Source organism: Caulobacter sp. GW821-FHT05F04, assembly GCF_059419665.1.
In genome coordinates, this window is record NZ_JBWKSF010000005.1 from 1 (window position 1) to 14,324 (window position 14,324).

Below are 14,324 nucleotides of genomic sequence, written 5' to 3' on the forward strand. Positions count from 1 at the left end.
CGGCCATGCCAACCCTCATCGACAACACCAAACCCAAAACCGAAAACCGGACGGCGGTCTCAGCCGCCGCACGGGCCAAGGACAAGGGCGCGCCCAAGGGCGGCGGCCTCTACAAGCCGCGCGAGCCGATCTATCCCAAGCTGGTCCACGGGACGTGGCGCAGGGTGAAGTGGGCGCTGCTCATCGCCACCCTGTCGATCTACTACGTCACCCCCTGGATCCGCTGGCGCCGACCCGAAGGCTTCCCGCAGCAGGCCGCGCTGGTCGACTTCACGGGCGGCCGCTTCTACTTCTTCGACATCCAGCTGTGGCCGCAGGACGTCCATATCATCACGGGACTGATGGTCGCCGGCGCCCTGGCCCTGTTCCTGGTCACCGCGCTGTTTGGCCGACTGTGGTGCGGCTATACTTGCCCCCAGACCGTCTGGACCGACCTCTTCATCGTCGTCGAGCGCCTGTTCGAGGGCGACCGCAACGCCCGCATGCGCCTGGACGCCGCGCCGATGTCCTTCGACAAGCTCTGGCGCAAGGCGGGCAAGCATCTGACCTGGCTTGGCATCGCCTTCGGCACCGGTGGGGCGTGGATCTTCTATTTCCATGACGCCCCGACCCTGATCCGCACCTTCTGGATCGGCCAGGCCCCGGCCACGGCCTATGTCTCCTGCGCCTTGCTGACGGTGACCACCTATGTCTTCGCCGGCTGGATGCGCGAGCAGGTCTGCACCTATATGTGCCCGTGGCCGCGCATCCAGGGCGCCATGCTGGACCAGCACTCGCTGCAGGTGACCTATCTGCGTGATCGCGGCGAGCCGCGCGGCGCGCACAAGAAGGGCCAGGACTGGGCGGGGCGCGGCGACTGCATCGACTGTCACCAGTGCGTCGTGGTCTGCCCGATGGGCATCGACATCCGCGACGGCAGCCAGCTGGAGTGCATCAACTGCGGCCTTTGCGTCGACGCGTGCGACGAGGTCATGACCAAGCTGGCCCGGCCCACGGGTCTCATCGCCTACGACACCGACGCGGCCGTCGCCGCCCGCGCCTGCGGGCGCAAGTCGACCTACAAGCCCGTGCGTTCGCGGACCATCTACTACGCCCTGGCCCTGACGGTGGTCGGCGGCCTGACGCTGGGCGCGTTGATCAGCCGGCCCAAGGCCGACCTCCACGTCATCCGCGACCGCAACCCGATCTTCGTGCGTATGCATGACGGCGCGGTGCGGGACGGCTATACGCTGAAGATCACCAACCGGACCTTCTTCGACCGCCGGTTCGAGATCGCGTTCGACGGCGTGACCGGCGCGCGCCTCAACCAGCCGGGCGCCCCGGGCGCCGTCAGCGTCACCGTGCCGGCGGACCAAGTCGCTTCGGTGCGGGTCTTCGTCACCGCGCCGCCCGAAGCCGAGCTCGCGGCCAGCACGCCGGTCCGCTTCATCGCCCGCGCCGGCGACGTCCAGGCCGACGCCAAGACCGTCTTCCTCTCCGGAGCCGCGAACCCGCAATGACCGCCGCCTCGTCCCCCGAGATCGTCCAGTCCAAGACCGCCAAGCCCATCACCGGCTGGCATGTCCTGATCGCCGTCGTGGCGTTCTTCGCCGTCGTGATCGGCGTCGACACGCTGTTTATGATCAAGGCCTACGGCACCTTCTCGGGCGAGGTCGCCTCCAACCCCTACGAGGCGGGCTTGGCCTTCAACAAGACGCTGGCCCAGCGCCAGCGCGAGGCGGCCTTGGGCTGGACCGCCTCGGTCGAGAAGGCCGACGGCGACACGGTGGTGGTGCGCCTCGTCGACAAGACCGGCGCGCCGCTGGACCGCCTTTCCATGACCGGCGTCCTGGAGCGTCCCGCCACCGAGGTCGGGCGCCAGACCCTGGACTTCAAGCCGCTGGGCGACGGCCGCTATCAGACCCGCGCGCGGCTCGACGGCGCCTGGGACCTGCGGGCCACGGCGCGCAACAGCCGCGACGTCTTCGAGCTGGAAACGCGTCTGCTGGAGCCCGTCAAATGAACGCCAGCCTGACCGTGGATCGCGATCTGGAAGCCTTCGTTCGCCGCGACGAGGCGGGGCGAGGGCGGCTTGAACTGTTGGTCAGCGGCGCTCGCTGCGCCGCCTGCATCCGCAAGATCGAGACCGCTGTCGCCGGCTTGCCGGGCGTCGCCGGCGTCCGCCTGAACCTGACGACGGGCAAGCTGGCCGTCGAACTCACCGGGCGCGAGGCGCATCCGGAGCGCGTCGTCGAGACGGTCGAGGGCCTGGGCTACCGCGCCTGCCTGTTCGATCCGGCCGAGGCTGTCGCCGCGATCGATCGCGAGGGCCGCGAACTGGCCGTCGCGCTGGGCGTCGCCGGCTTCGGGGCTGGCAATGTGATGATGTTCACGGTCCCGGCCTGGGCGGGCCTGTTCGGCCAGGAACTGACGCCGGCGACCCTGACCCTGATGTACTGGATGGCCGCGATCGTCGCCACGCCCTGCGCCCTGTTCGCGGGACGGCCGTTCTTCCGCTCGGCCTGGGCGTCGTTGAAGCGCGGCAAGGCGAACATGGACGTGCCGATCTCGATCGGCGTGATCCTGACCCTGATCGTCAGCTTCTCCGAGACCATGCTGCACGGCCAGCACGCCTATTTCGACGCCGCCGTCACCCTGCTGTTCCTGCTGCTGATCGGGCGCTACCTGGATCACCGCCTGCGCGCCAACGCCCGCTCGGCGGCGCGCGACCTGTTGGCTCTGCAAGCCCCGGTGGCTGTGCGCCTGTCGGGCGAGGCCGAGCACGGCGTGCCCGTCGCCGAGATCGTCGTCGGGGACCGGCTGGTCGTGGCCCCTGGTGATCGCGTGCCCGTCGACGGCCTGGTCGAGGCCGGCCGCTCGGAGATCGACAACGCCCTGATCACCGGCGAGACGGCCCTGGCGCCCGTCACGGTCGGGGCGCGACTGCACGCCGGCGCGCTGAATCTCTCCGGCCGCCTGGTCATGACCGCCACGGCGCGCAGCGAGGACTCCACCCTGGCCGCCATCGCCCGGCTGATGGAGGCCGGCGCCCAGACCCGCTCGGCCTATGTCCGCCTGGCCGACAAGGCCGCCGCGCTGTACGTGCCGGTCGTCCACACCGTCGCGGCCGCGACCTTCGTCGGCGGCTGGGCGCTGGGCCTGGGTCCGCGCGAGGCGCTGCTGCGGGCGGCGGCGGTGCTGATCGTCACCTGCCCCTGCGCCCTGGGATTGGCCGCCCCGGCCGTGCAGATCGCCGCCAGCAGCCGCCTCTTCCGCAGGGGCGTGCTGGTCAAGTCCGGCGCGGCCCTGGAGCGCCTGGCCGAGGTCGATCACGTCATCTTCGACAAGACCGGCGTGCTGACCGAAGGCTGCCCCCGTCTTGTCGACGCGCCGGCCCATCTGGTCGCCCTGGCCGCGCCCCTGGCCCGCGCCTCGCGCCACCCCCTGGCCAAGGCCTTGGCCGCGCAAGCCGGCGCCGGCCCTGTCGCCGCCGATTGCGTCGAGACGGCCGGGCAGGGCGTCGAGGGGCTGATCGACGGCCGCCGTGCGCGCCTGGGTCGCGCGGCTTTTGTCGGCGTCAAGGACGGCGACGCGCGCGAGACCGAGCTGTGGTTCGGATTCGAAGGCGACCTGAAGATCCGTTTCGTGTTCGAGGACCAGCCGCGCGCCGACGCGTCCGAGGCCATCGCGCGACTTCGCCGAATGGGCTTGTCGGTCGAGGTTCTGTCGGGCGATCTCGCGGGCCCGGTGCGCGACATCGCTCACGCGGTCGGCGTCGCGGACTGGCGCGCGGGCCTGACGCCTTTCGACAAGGCCGCGATCGTGGACGGTCTCAAGGCGCAGGGCCGCAAGGTGCTGATGGTCGGCGACGGCCTCAACGACGCCGCCGCCCTGGCTCGGGCGCACGCTTCCATGGCCCCCGGCGCGGCGGTCGACGCCGCCCAGAACGCGGCGGACCTGGTCTTCACCGGCGAGGCCCTCGGCGCGGTGCCCGAGGCGATCGACACCGCCCGGTCGGCCCGCCGTCGGGCGCTGCAGAATTTCGGCTTCTCGGCCATCTATAATGTCGTGGCCATGCCCGCCGCGATGGCGGGCCTGGTCAATCCGTTCATCGCGGCCCTGGCCATGTCGGGCTCGTCGATCGTGGTGTTGCTGAACGCCGCCAGGCCTCGTTTGAGATGGCCCCGCCGATGAACATCATCCTGTTCCTGGCCCCCGCGTCGATCGGGCTCGGCGCCATCGGCCTGCTGGCCTTCTTCTGGACCATGCGCTCGGGCCAGTACGACGACCCCAAGGGCGACGCCGCCCGCATCCTCTACGACCATCTCGACGACAAGCCGCCGGCGGAGGATTGACGCCGATCAAGGTTCGCGGTCGTCGAACGCGGCAAGACGGGTTCACTTCATTGTGGAAGGGCCCGCATGTCCCTCGACACCGCCGACCTGCTTCGTGTCCGCAAGCTGCCCTTGTTGGACGCCGCCTCCGCCGACAGCTTCGCCCAGCTGACACACGACGCCGTGCTGCGAAGCGTTTCGCGCCGCACCGCCTTGACGCTCGAGGGCGAGGTCAGCCCCTGGCTTCCGATCCTTATGGAGGGCTCGGTCGCTCTGGAGAGCGGACGGGAAGGGCAGGGCGCGACCCTGGCCCTGCTGGAACCGTTGTCCACCGTGATGTTGGCCTCGGTGGTGCTGGACGTGCCGGCCTTGGTGACGGCCTGGGCCGCCCCGCGCAGCGAGGTGTTGCTGATCCCCGGCGCGGCGCTGCGCCTGGCCGCCCGAACCGATCCCGCCCTGGCCTTCGCGGTCTCCGAGGAGCTTTCCGGTTGCTACAGCGGCGTCGTTCGCGCCCTGAAGAACCAGCGGCTGCGCGGTACGCGGGAGCGCCTGGCCAACTATCTGCTGACCCAGCACAGGCGCCAGGACGGCGCGACCCGACTGACTTTGCCTAGCCGCAAGCGGGTGCTGGCCTCGCTGCTGGGCATGACGCCCGAGAACCTGTCGCGCGGCTTCGCCAGCCTGGCGCCGCTGGGTGTCGAGGTCGACGGTCCCATCGTCACCCTGCGGCGGCCCGGCGACCTTGCCTTGCTAGCGGCCGCCGACAACTCGATCGACAATCACGCCCCCTTCGACGCCGCCCACCCGGGCCAGGCGGAGCGCGAGCGTCGCCGCTTCAAAGCCATTGATTTTCCGGTCCCCGAGGACGCCCGCCCATGACCGCCACGATCCTGCCCGCCGCCCAACGCCCGCACGCCGAGCGCAACCTGCCGCGCTACACCAGCTATCCGACGGCCCTGGCCTTCGACAGCGCCCATGCGAGCGAGGCCGAGGGCTGGTATGGGGCGACACGGCCGGATGACCGGCTGTCGGTCTATGTCCACGTGCCGTTCTGCCGCCGCCTGTGCTGGTACTGCGGCTGCCACACCTCGATCGCTCCGACCTACGATCGTGTGGGAACCTATCTCGACGTACTCCGGCGCGAGATCGATCTGGTCGCCGGTCGACTGGGCGAGCACGACGGCCTGGCGCACCTGCACTTCGGCGGCGGCAGCCCCAACGCGCTGCGACCGGCCGATTTCGTCGACGTGACGGCCCGACTGGCGCGCGCCTTCCGCCTGCGGCCCGGCGCCGAGATCGCCGCGGAGCTCGATCCTGGCATGTTGTCGCAAGACTTCATCGCGGCGGTCGGCGAGGCTGGCGTGACCCGCGTCAGCCTGGGCGTCCAGACCTTCGATCCGAATGTCCAGACCTTGGTCAACCGTGTCCAGCCCTATGAGCAAGTCGCACGGGCGGTCGAGGGGTTGCGCGGCGCGGGTGTCGGCGGCGTGAACTTCGACCTGATGTACGGTCTGCCCGGCCAGACGCCCGACAATGTCCACGCCTCCGCCCGAGAGGCGGTCGCCCTGCGGCCCGACCGGATCGCCGTGTTCGGCTATGCCCATGTGCCGTGGATGAAGAAGCACCAGACGATGATCCGCGAGGCCGACCTCGCCGATCTCGATGGACGCTGGCTGCAGGCCGAGGCGGCCGACGCGGCCCTGGTCGAGGCCGGCTACGTGCGGATCGGCCTCGACCACTACGCCTTGCCTGACGACGCGCTTAGCCACGCGGCGGCGGAGGGACGGATGCGGCGCAACTTCCAGGGCTACACCGACGACGCGGCGGCGGTGCTCATTCCCATTGGGCCGTCGTCGATCGGTCAGTTCCGCGAGGGCTTCGTCCAGAACCACGTGCCGAGCGACCAATGGGCGGCCCGGATCGCCCAGGGCGAGCTGCCGCTGAACCGCGCCTTGGCCGTGGGCGACGAGGATCGCCTGCGCGCGCTCGTGATCGAACGGCTGATGTGCGACCTCTCCGTCGACGTCGAGGCGATCTGCCGGGATCAGGAGATGTCCAGCGATCTGCTGGCCGAGAGTCTCGACGCCGTCGACGCCCTGGCCTTGGCCGGACTTTGCCGCCGTGACGGCGCGGTGATCTCGATTCCGGAGACGGCGCGACGCCTGATGCGCGTGGTCGCCGCCGCCTTCGACGCGCGCCTACCCAAGGCGGCCGACCGTCACGCCAAGGCGGTCTGAACTGTGATTATGTAACGCGTTCTCAAAGTCGCGCCTCGACGCTATGAGAGCGGTCATGCGGCGCAAGGCGACATGGTGGCGGAACCTGGGAGGCCTTCTGGCCGCCTGTGTCCTGTCACTGCTCGTGGCAGCGCCGATGACCAGCGCCGCGGCTTGCCTCTGCGCGGCGGACGGGGCCGCGATGACCGCCGGCCAAGCGATCCAGGCCGACCACGGACAGGACAGCGCGCCGTGCAAGGCGGCCTGTTGCCTGGGAGGGCACTGCCATCACGCCGGTCCCGCGCTCGACGCGCCCGTTTCGAGCGTCGCCGCGCCGGCCCTCACGGGCGCCCGTCACGCCATCACGCCGGTCCACGCCCTGCCGTCACTGACGGTCTCCGCCCTCGATCGCCCCCCTCGCGGCTGACGGCCCGCGCGCCTTTCGCGCGCCGTCGTCATGTCATCGCGAGGAATCTTCATGTCATCGAACCGATGGCCGCTGCGCGCGGCCTTGGCGTCCGCCGTTTGCGGCGCGCTCCATAGCGTGGCGGCGGCCCAGACCGCGCCGCCCCTGGAAACCCTGCTGCGCGAGGCCGCCGCGCCCTATCTGATTGTCGGTGAGGCCGAAACGCGCGCCGCCGAGGGGCGCGCCCAACAGGCCTACGCCCGGCCCAATCCGACGCTGGACCTGCAGATCGAAAACGTTGGAGGCGACGGATCTTACCGCGACTTCCAGAGCGCCGAGACGACCTTGTCGATCGGCCAGACCCTGGAGCTGGGCGGCAAGCGCGGCGCGCGTGTGGCCACGGCCAAGGCCGAGCTCGACACAGCGCGGTCGCGCGCTGCCCTAGGCCGTGTCGCCTACGCCCGCGACCTGGTCGTGGCCTATGCGACCGCGGAGGCCGCGAGCGAACGGCTGGTCGTCGCCAGGGAGAGCCATGAGCTGGCCGAGGCCGACGCCCGGGCGGCGCGGTTGTTGGTCGACAACGGCAAGGAAGCCGAACTACGCGCCTTGCAGGCGCGCGCGGCGGTCTCGGTCGCGCAGGCCGAGGTCTCGCGGGCCGAGGCGGAATCGGGCGGGGCGCTGGCCCGGCTGGCGGCCATGACCGGCGGCGAGCGGACCTTCACCGCCGTGACGCCCGGCGCGTTGGACCATGCCTGGCGCGCCTCCGCCGTCGCGGCTCAAGCGCCGACGGTCGCCGTCGCCGAGGCCGAACAGCGGGTCGCGACGCGAAAGCTCGACCTGGAACACCGCCGCGCCACGCCCGACGTCACCGTCAATTTCGGCGTTCGCCGGCTGGCCGGCGAGGACGCCACCGCCGCCGTGGCCGGCTTCTCGCTGCCCCTGCCGCTGTTCGACCGCAACCGAGGCGCGGTGAACGCGGCGCGGGCCGAGGCCGACGCGGCGCGGGCCAGGCTGCTCATGGCCCAGGCCGACGCGGTCGCCGACCGCCGCGGTGCCGAGGGCGAGGCGGCGGCGGCCGAACGCTCCGCCGCCGCCGCCCGTGAAGGCGAGGCCGCCGCCCGCGAGGCCTATCGCCTGGCTCGCCTGGGCTACGAGGCCGGCAAGCTGCCGCTGCTCGAACTTTTCGCCGCCCGCCGCGACCTCGTCTCCGCCCGGCAGCGCGCCATCGAGGCGCGGCTGGCGCGCGCCAAGGCCCTGGCGGACCTCGCCCAGGCCAACGGACAGATCGCCTTCGGGGACACCCAATGAACGACCGCAAATGGATCCTGGCCGGCGCTGCTGCCGCGCTGGTGACCACCGCCGGCCTGGGCTTTGGCCTTGGTCGCCTGACCGACCCGGCGCCGGCGCGACCTCCGGCTCACGAAGAGAAGGGGGAAGCGCCGCACGAGGAAGACTTCGTGGCGCTGTCCGCCGCCGACGCCTTCAAGGCCGGTGTGCTGACCACGACGGTCGGACGCGGCGGCGGCTCCGAGCTGGTTCTACCCGGTCGGGTCGCCCTGGCCGTCAACGCCTCGGCCGCCCTCGGCGCTCCGGTGTCGGGGACGGTCGAGCGCGTCCACGTCGCCGCCGGTGATCGCGTGGCCGCCGGCGCGGCGGTCGCCACCTTACGCAGCGCGGAGGGAGCCGGCGCGCGGGCCAGCGTTGACGCCGCCGGCGCCGGGGCGCGCGCCGCCCAGGCCGCCGCGGCTCGTGACCTTCGCCTGCTGGAGGCCGGGGTCGTCGCCCGGCAGGACTGGGAAGTCAGTCAGGCCGCCGCCGACAAGGCCCAGGCCGAACTGCGCGCCGCCCGCGCCCAGGTCGCCGCCCAGGGCGCGCCCAGCGCCGGCGGCCTCGCGACCCTGCGCGCCCCGATCGCCGGGATCGTCACCCGGGTCGACGCCCGGGTTGGCGGCTTCCTCGCGCAAGGCGGTCTCGTCGCCGAGATCGCCGACCAGGACCAGGTCGAGTACGTCTTCGACGCGCCGCCGGCCTCGGCCGGCGCCATCCATGTCGGCGATGCGATCCTGGTCCAGCGGCCGGAAGGCGGGGAAGCCAGCGCGCGCATCGTCGCCGTCGCCCCCAGCGCGCTCGGCGCTGGCGCGGCGGTCGTGCGGGCCAAGCCGACCACGCCCGCGCCGCAGATCGGCGCGATCGTCTCGGCCCGGGTGATCCTCGCCAAGGGGCAGGGCGGTCTCACGGTCCCGGCCGAGGCGGTCCAGACCCTGGAGGGGCGCACCGTGGTGTTCGTCGCCGAGCCCAAGGGCTTCCGCGCCACGCCGGTCGTGACCGGCCGGACCGCCGCCGGTTCGGTCGAGATCCTGAAAGGCCTCACCGGTGGCGAGACCCTTGCCGGCAAGGGTGCTTTCCGCCTGAAGGCCGAACTGGGCAAGGGTGAAGCGGGGCACGAGGACTGATCATGCTGAACCGCCTCATCGACCTTTCGGTCCGCTTCCGCTGGATCGTCGTTCTGCTGGCCGTGGCGCTGTTCGCGTTGGGCCTGCAGCAACTGTCGCGCCTGCCGATCGACGCCGTGCCCGACATCACCAACCGCCAGGTGCAGATCAACACCATCGCGCCGGCCCTCGGCCCCGAGGAGGTCGAGCGGCAGGTGACCTTCCCTCTGGAGACGGCCTTGGCCGGAACGCCGGGCCTGGTCGAGACCCGCTCGCTGTCGCGGCACGGTTTCTCGCAGATCACCGCCGTGTTCGCCGACAGCACCGACCTCTATTTCGCCCGCACCCTGATCAACGAGCGCCTGCAGGCCGCCCGCGCCAACCTGCCTGACGGTCTGGAGCCCAGCATGGGACCGCCCGTCACCGGCCTGGGCGAGGTCTATATCTGGACCGTCGAGTTCAAGGGCGCGCCGGCGCGATCCGGGGTCTCCTATGTCACGCCCGAGGGCGAGACCCTGCGGACCGACGTCGAGAAGGCCACCTATCTGCGCACCGTCCAGGACTGGATCGTCGCCCCGCAGTTGAAGACCCTGAACGGCGTCGCCGGCGTCGACGTGCTGGGTGGTTACGTCAAGGAGTACGCGGTCCATCCCGATCCAGCCAAGCTGGCCGCGCGCGGGATCAGTCTGCCACAACTGGTCGAGGCTCTGGAGCACGCCAACCGCATCGCCGGGGCTGGCTACGTCCAGCGCGGCGGCGAGGCCTATATCGTCCGCACCGATGCGCGGGTGAAGAGCCTGGCCGAACTGGCCGACACCCCGATCGGCCGTCGCGGCGGCGCGGTCGTCAAGGTCTCGGACGTCGCCACGGTCGCCATCGGTCATGCCCCGCGCCTGGGCTCGGCCAGCGAGAACGGCCGTGAGGTGGTGATCGGCACGGCCCTGATGCTGGTCGGCGAGAACAGCCGCACCGTCGCCGCCCGCGTCGACGAGCGTTTGAAGGCCATAGCGCCCAGCCTGCCGCCAGAAGTGATCATCAAGCCCGTGCTGGACCGCACCCGGCTGGTCGACGCCACGATCCGCACGGTCGAGCACAACCTGACGGTCGGGGCTCTGCTGGTCATCGCGGTGCTGTTCCTGGCCCTGGGCAACTTCCGCGCCGCCTTGATCACCGCGCTGGTCATCCCGCTTTCGTTCCTGATCGCCGCCATCGCCATGCGGCGGTTCGGAATCAGCGGCAATCTGATGAGCCTTGGGGCGCTGGACTTCGGCCTGATCGTCGACGGCGCGGTCGTGGTGATCGAGAACACGCTAGGACGCCTGGCTCAGCGCCGCGACGCCGAAGGACGCGCGCTGACCGCCGCCGAGCGCCTGTCGATCGCCATCGACGCGGCCAAGGAGATGGCCCGTCCCGCCGCCTTCGGTCAGGCGATCATCCTGCTGGTCTACGCTCCGCTGCTGACCTTCGAGGGCGTCGAGGGCAAGATGTTCACCCCGATGGCCGCCACGGTGATGTTCGCTCTGGCCGGCGCCTTCGTGCTGTCCCTGACCCTGGTCCCGGCCCTGACCGCCCTGGCGGTGCGCGAGCCGAAAGGTCACGGCGAGACCAAGGTCATGGCCGCCGTCCGCACGCGCTTCGAACCGGTGCTGCGCGCGGCGGTGGCGCGTCCCAAGGTGGTGGCTGGGGGCGCCGTCCTGGCGCTGGCGCTCGGCGTCGTCGCCTTCTTCGCCCTGGGTCGCGAGTTCGCGCCGACGCTGGACGAGGGCGACCTTCTGGTCCAGGCCAGTCGCGTCCCCTCGATCTCGCTGGAAGAAAGCCAGGCCATGCAGTTCGAGGTCGAGAAGGTGCTCTCGGCCCAGCCCGAGGTCGCCCTGGTCTTCACCCGCACCGGCACCGCCGAGATCGCCTCCGACCCAATGCCGCCGAGCGCCTCGGACACCTTCGTGATCCTGAAGCCGCGCAAGGACTGGCCGGATCCCGGCCTGTCCAAGGCCAAGCTGGTCGAGCGGATGGAGGGCGACCTTAGCAAGCTGATCGGCAACGCCTATGAGTTCACCCAGCCGATCCAGATGCGCTTCAACGAGCTGATCGCCGGCGTGCGATCGGACGTGGCGGTGAAGGTCTATGGCGACGACTTCGCCGCCATGAGCCGGACCGCCGACCAGATCGCGGCGACGCTGCGCAAGGTCCCCGGTGCTGCGGATGTGAAGGTCGAGCAGATCTCCGGCCAACCGACGATCACCGCCAGTGTCGACCGTACGGCCGCCGCCGCCTTGGGCGTCCATGCCAGCGACGCGGCCGACGCCCTCGAGATCGGCCTCGGCGGTCGCGAGGCCGGTCATATCCTGGAGGGTGACCGCCGCTTCGACGTGGTCGTGCGCCTGGACGACGCCTCGCGCGCCGATCCAGCGGTCATGGGCCAGTTGCCGGTCGTGTCGGAGAGCGGGGAAGGCGCGACGGCCATCCCGCTGTCCAGCATCGCCCGTTTCGACACCGCCGAGGGCCCCAATCAGGTCAGTCGCGAGAACGGCAAGCGGCGGATCGTGGTCCAGGCCAATGTCCGGGGTCGCGACCTGGGCGGCTTCGTTGCGGACGCCCAGGCCGCCGTGACGCGGGAGGTCCAGCCGACACCCGGCTCCTGGCTCGAATGGGGCGGTCAGTTCCAGAACTTGGAGCGGGCCAGCGCGCGGCTGGCGATCATCGTGCCGGCCGTGTTCCTGGTCATCGCCGTGCTGCTGTTCTTCGCCCTGGGCTCGGCGACGGAGGCAGCGCTGGTCTTCGGCTGCGTGCCCCTGGCCCTGGTCGGCGGCGCGCTGGCGCTGTTGCTGCGGGGGATGCCGTTCTCGATCTCGGCGGCGGTCGGTTTCATCGCCGTCTCGGGCGTGGCGACGCTGAACGGACTGGTGCTGATGCAGAGCATCAAGCAGCGAATGGAAGGCGCGACCGACATCGCCGCCGCCGTGATCGACGGCACGGTCGGCCGCCTGCGGGCGGTGTTGACCACGGCGCTGGTGGCCATTCTGGGGTTCATTCCGATGGCCCTGGCCATCGGCCCCGGGGCAGAGGTCCAGAAGCCCCTCGCCACCGTGGTGGTTGGCGGCCTGCTGACCTCGACCGTGCTGACCCTGCTGGTGCTGCCGAGCTTCTATGTTTGGCTGGCGGAGCGTCGGGGCTCACGCCCGGATCTCACGCAAGGATGAGATGAGGGTCGCCCGGATCGTTTCAATCCTTGCGCGGATGGGCGGTTCGGGCGAAATCGCTTCGAATGAACAAGATGCTTACCTGCGGCCTGTTCGCCGCCGCCATGTCGACCGGCTTGACCGCCCACGCGTCCACGATCTCGGCCAAGCCGGATCCGAAGCTGGTCGTGGTCATCTCGATCGACCAGTTCAGCGCCAACCTCTACGCCCAGCACCGGCCGGAGTTCACCGGTGGGCTGAAGACGCTGAGCGGCGGCGTCGTCTATCCGAACGGCTACCAGTCGCACGCCTTCACCGAGACCTGCCCGGGCCACTCGACCCTGCTGACGGGCAAGCATCCGAACAAGACCGGCATCAGCGCCAATGACTGGTACGACCTCGCCACCGGCAAGACGGTCTACTGCCTGGCCGATCCCAGCGCGACGCCGGCCGACGATCCGAAGGGGCGGGCGGTGTCGCCGGCCAATCTGGTCGCCACCACCTATGGCGATTGGCTGAAGGCCGTGTCGCCGAAGAGCCGGGTGTTTGGCGTGTCGGGCAAGGATCGCGGGGCGATCACCATGTCGGGCCACCAGGCCGACGGCCAGTTCTGGTACCAGCCGGGTTTCGGCTTCACGACCTGGGTCGCCCAGGGCCAGACGGCGGAAGAACGCTTGAAGCCCGTCGCCGCCTTCAACGCCAGGCTGGCGGCGGACTTGAAGAAGCATCCTTACGTCTGGGACTACGACAAGAAGCTGATCGGCGGCTCGGCCAAGCGCTGCCGGGCGCTGGAGGCTGACTACGAGACCGGCGGTCGCAAGTGGCGCGCGGCCCTGCCGATTCCGGTCGCGCCCGACGAGGCCGGCCAGCAGCGCGATCTCTACGCCAGCCCCTATACGGACCAGGTGACCCTGGAACTGGCCCAGAACCTGCGCGAGACGTACGCCTTGGGTGACGGCTCGCAGGTCGACGTGCTGACCGTCAGCCTGTCGGCCACCGACTTCATCGGCCACCGCTTTGGCACGCGCGGTCCGGAGATGTGCGACCAGATCGCCCGTCTCGACGACCGCCTGGGCGCGTTCCTCAAGAGCCTGGACAAGGTCAAGGGCGGGGTCCTGGTCGTGCTGGCCGCCGACCACGGCGGAGCCGACTTCGCCGAGCGCCTGCATGACGAGGGCTATGACAGCGAGCGCGTGATCGGCAAGCCGTGGGTCGCCGGGCTGAACGCCCAACTGCGCAAGGATCTCGACCTGTCGTGGGATCCGCTGATCGCCGACGGCGGCATAGACCAGATCTACGTCGTCGGACCGGATCGCAAGGTGCCCTCGATCACCGACCGCGCTCGCATCACGGCCGCGGCCCTGGTCTTGATCCAGCGGGATCCGGCCGTGGCCGAGGCCTTCGACTCCAACGCCATTCTGACCCTGGCGCCGGCTCCGGCCGACGCCGCGATCGAGGAACTGTCGGTGGCCGAGCGCGTGCGTCGCAGCGTCTATCCGGGCCGGGTCGGGGATATACTGATCGCCTTCAAGCCCAACCGCGTGCCGGCCACGGCGGGCGCGACCTATGTCTCGACCCACGGCAGCCCCTGGGACTACGACCGGCGCGTGCCGATCCTGTTCTGGTGGAAGGGCGCGACGCCGCACGAGCGGGTGCTGCCGCTGGACACGGTCGACATCGCCCCAACCCTCGCCGCCGCCACGGGGATCAAGCCGCCGGCCGACATCGACGGCGTTTGCCGGCCGCTCGTCTACGGCCAGCCCTGCCGATAGCAGGCT

At 70.8% G+C, this 14,324-nt stretch carries 11 protein-coding genes; all 11 read left to right on the forward strand.

What is annotated here, in order from left to right:
* Positions 1-5 precede the first annotated feature (5 nt).
* The 11 genes from ccoG to phoY all read left to right on the forward strand — a co-directional run bounded on the left by ccoG (position 6) and on the right by phoY (position 14,318).
* A complete protein-coding gene (ccoG, locus tag AC07R7_RS14265; protein WP_494635868.1) occupies positions 6-1,499 on the forward strand; it encodes a cytochrome c oxidase accessory protein CcoG in 1,494 nt (497 codons plus the stop codon).
* Positions 1,496-2,002, forward strand: coding sequence for a FixH family protein (locus tag AC07R7_RS14270; RefSeq protein ID WP_492839377.1), 507 nt, complete (start codon positions 1,496-1,498; stop codon positions 2,000-2,002). The genes ccoG and AC07R7_RS14270 overlap by 4 nt, the downstream gene beginning before the upstream one ends.
* Positions 1,999-4,173: a heavy metal translocating P-type ATPase gene (locus AC07R7_RS14275; protein ID WP_494635609.1), complete on the forward strand. Its 2,175-nt coding sequence runs from the start codon at positions 1,999-2,001 to the stop codon at positions 4,171-4,173. Before AC07R7_RS14270 ends, AC07R7_RS14275 begins: the two co-directional genes overlap by 4 nt.
* Complete coding sequence (ccoS, locus tag AC07R7_RS14280) at positions 4,170-4,334, forward strand: cbb3-type cytochrome oxidase assembly protein CcoS (RefSeq protein ID WP_492839374.1); 165 nt, start codon at positions 4,170-4,172, stop codon at positions 4,332-4,334. Before AC07R7_RS14275 ends, ccoS begins: the two co-directional genes overlap by 4 nt.
* Positions 4,335-4,400: 66 nt before the next feature.
* Positions 4,401-5,192 (forward strand): transcriptional activator FtrB, encoded by a 792-nt coding sequence (gene ftrB / locus AC07R7_RS14285; protein ID WP_492885471.1) that lies wholly within the window; start codon positions 4,401-4,403, stop codon positions 5,190-5,192.
* Positions 5,189-6,550 (forward strand): oxygen-independent coproporphyrinogen III oxidase, encoded by a 1,362-nt coding sequence (hemN, locus tag AC07R7_RS14290; RefSeq protein ID WP_492885469.1) that lies wholly within the window; start codon positions 5,189-5,191, stop codon positions 6,548-6,550. Before ftrB ends, hemN begins: the two co-directional genes overlap by 4 nt.
* Before the next feature lie 136 nt (positions 6,551-6,686).
* Positions 6,687-6,956 (forward strand): hypothetical protein, encoded by a 270-nt coding sequence (locus AC07R7_RS14295; RefSeq protein ID WP_494635610.1) that lies wholly within the window; start codon positions 6,687-6,689, stop codon positions 6,954-6,956.
* Positions 6,957-7,007: 51 nt separating this feature from the next.
* The gene (locus AC07R7_RS14300) at positions 7,008-8,243 is read left to right on the forward strand and encodes a TolC family protein (RefSeq protein ID WP_494635611.1); all 1,236 of its coding nucleotides are present in this window, start codon (positions 7,008-7,010) and stop codon (positions 8,241-8,243) included.
* On the forward strand, positions 8,240-9,388 hold the full coding sequence (locus AC07R7_RS14305) for an efflux RND transporter periplasmic adaptor subunit (RefSeq protein WP_494635612.1): 1,149 nt from the start codon (positions 8,240-8,242) through the stop codon (positions 9,386-9,388). The genes AC07R7_RS14300 and AC07R7_RS14305 overlap by 4 nt, the downstream gene beginning before the upstream one ends.
* 2 nt (positions 9,389-9,390) lie before the next feature.
* Entirely contained in the window at positions 9,391-12,567 is a 3,177-nt protein-coding gene (locus AC07R7_RS14310; RefSeq protein ID WP_494635613.1) for an efflux RND transporter permease subunit, read from the forward strand.
* Positions 12,568-12,656: 89 nt separating this feature from the next.
* Positions 12,657-14,318, forward strand: a complete 1,662-nt coding sequence (phoY, locus tag AC07R7_RS14315) for an alkaline phosphatase PhoY (RefSeq protein WP_494635869.1) — start codon at positions 12,657-12,659, stop codon at positions 14,316-14,318.
* Positions 14,319-14,324 lie beyond the last annotated feature (6 nt).

What these genes read in the sequence shown, in the direction of transcription:
- ccoG (WP_494635868.1), top strand. Translation starts at nt 6, where the DNA reads ATGCCAACCCTCATCGACAACACCAAACCCAAAACCGAAAACCGGACG.
- hemN (WP_492885469.1), top strand. Translation starts at nt 5,189, where the DNA reads ATGACCGCCACGATCCTGCCCGCCGCCCAACGCCCGCACGCCGAGCGC.
- ftrB (WP_492885471.1), top strand. Translation starts at nt 4,401, where the DNA reads ATGTCCCTCGACACCGCCGACCTGCTTCGTGTCCGCAAGCTGCCCTTG.
- AC07R7_RS14305 (WP_494635612.1), top strand. Translation starts at nt 8,240, where the DNA reads ATGAACGACCGCAAATGGATCCTGGCCGGCGCTGCTGCCGCGCTGGTG.
- AC07R7_RS14295 (WP_494635610.1), top strand. Translation starts at nt 6,687, where the DNA reads ATGACCAGCGCCGCGGCTTGCCTCTGCGCGGCGGACGGGGCCGCGATG.
- AC07R7_RS14275 (WP_494635609.1), top strand. Translation starts at nt 1,999, where the DNA reads ATGAACGCCAGCCTGACCGTGGATCGCGATCTGGAAGCCTTCGTTCGC.
- AC07R7_RS14310 (WP_494635613.1), top strand. Translation starts at nt 9,391, where the DNA reads ATGCTGAACCGCCTCATCGACCTTTCGGTCCGCTTCCGCTGGATCGTC.
- ccoS (WP_492839374.1), top strand. Translation starts at nt 4,170, where the DNA reads ATGAACATCATCCTGTTCCTGGCCCCCGCGTCGATCGGGCTCGGCGCC.
- AC07R7_RS14270 (WP_492839377.1), top strand. Translation starts at nt 1,496, where the DNA reads ATGACCGCCGCCTCGTCCCCCGAGATCGTCCAGTCCAAGACCGCCAAG.
- AC07R7_RS14300 (WP_494635611.1), top strand. Translation starts at nt 7,008, where the DNA reads ATGTCATCGAACCGATGGCCGCTGCGCGCGGCCTTGGCGTCCGCCGTT.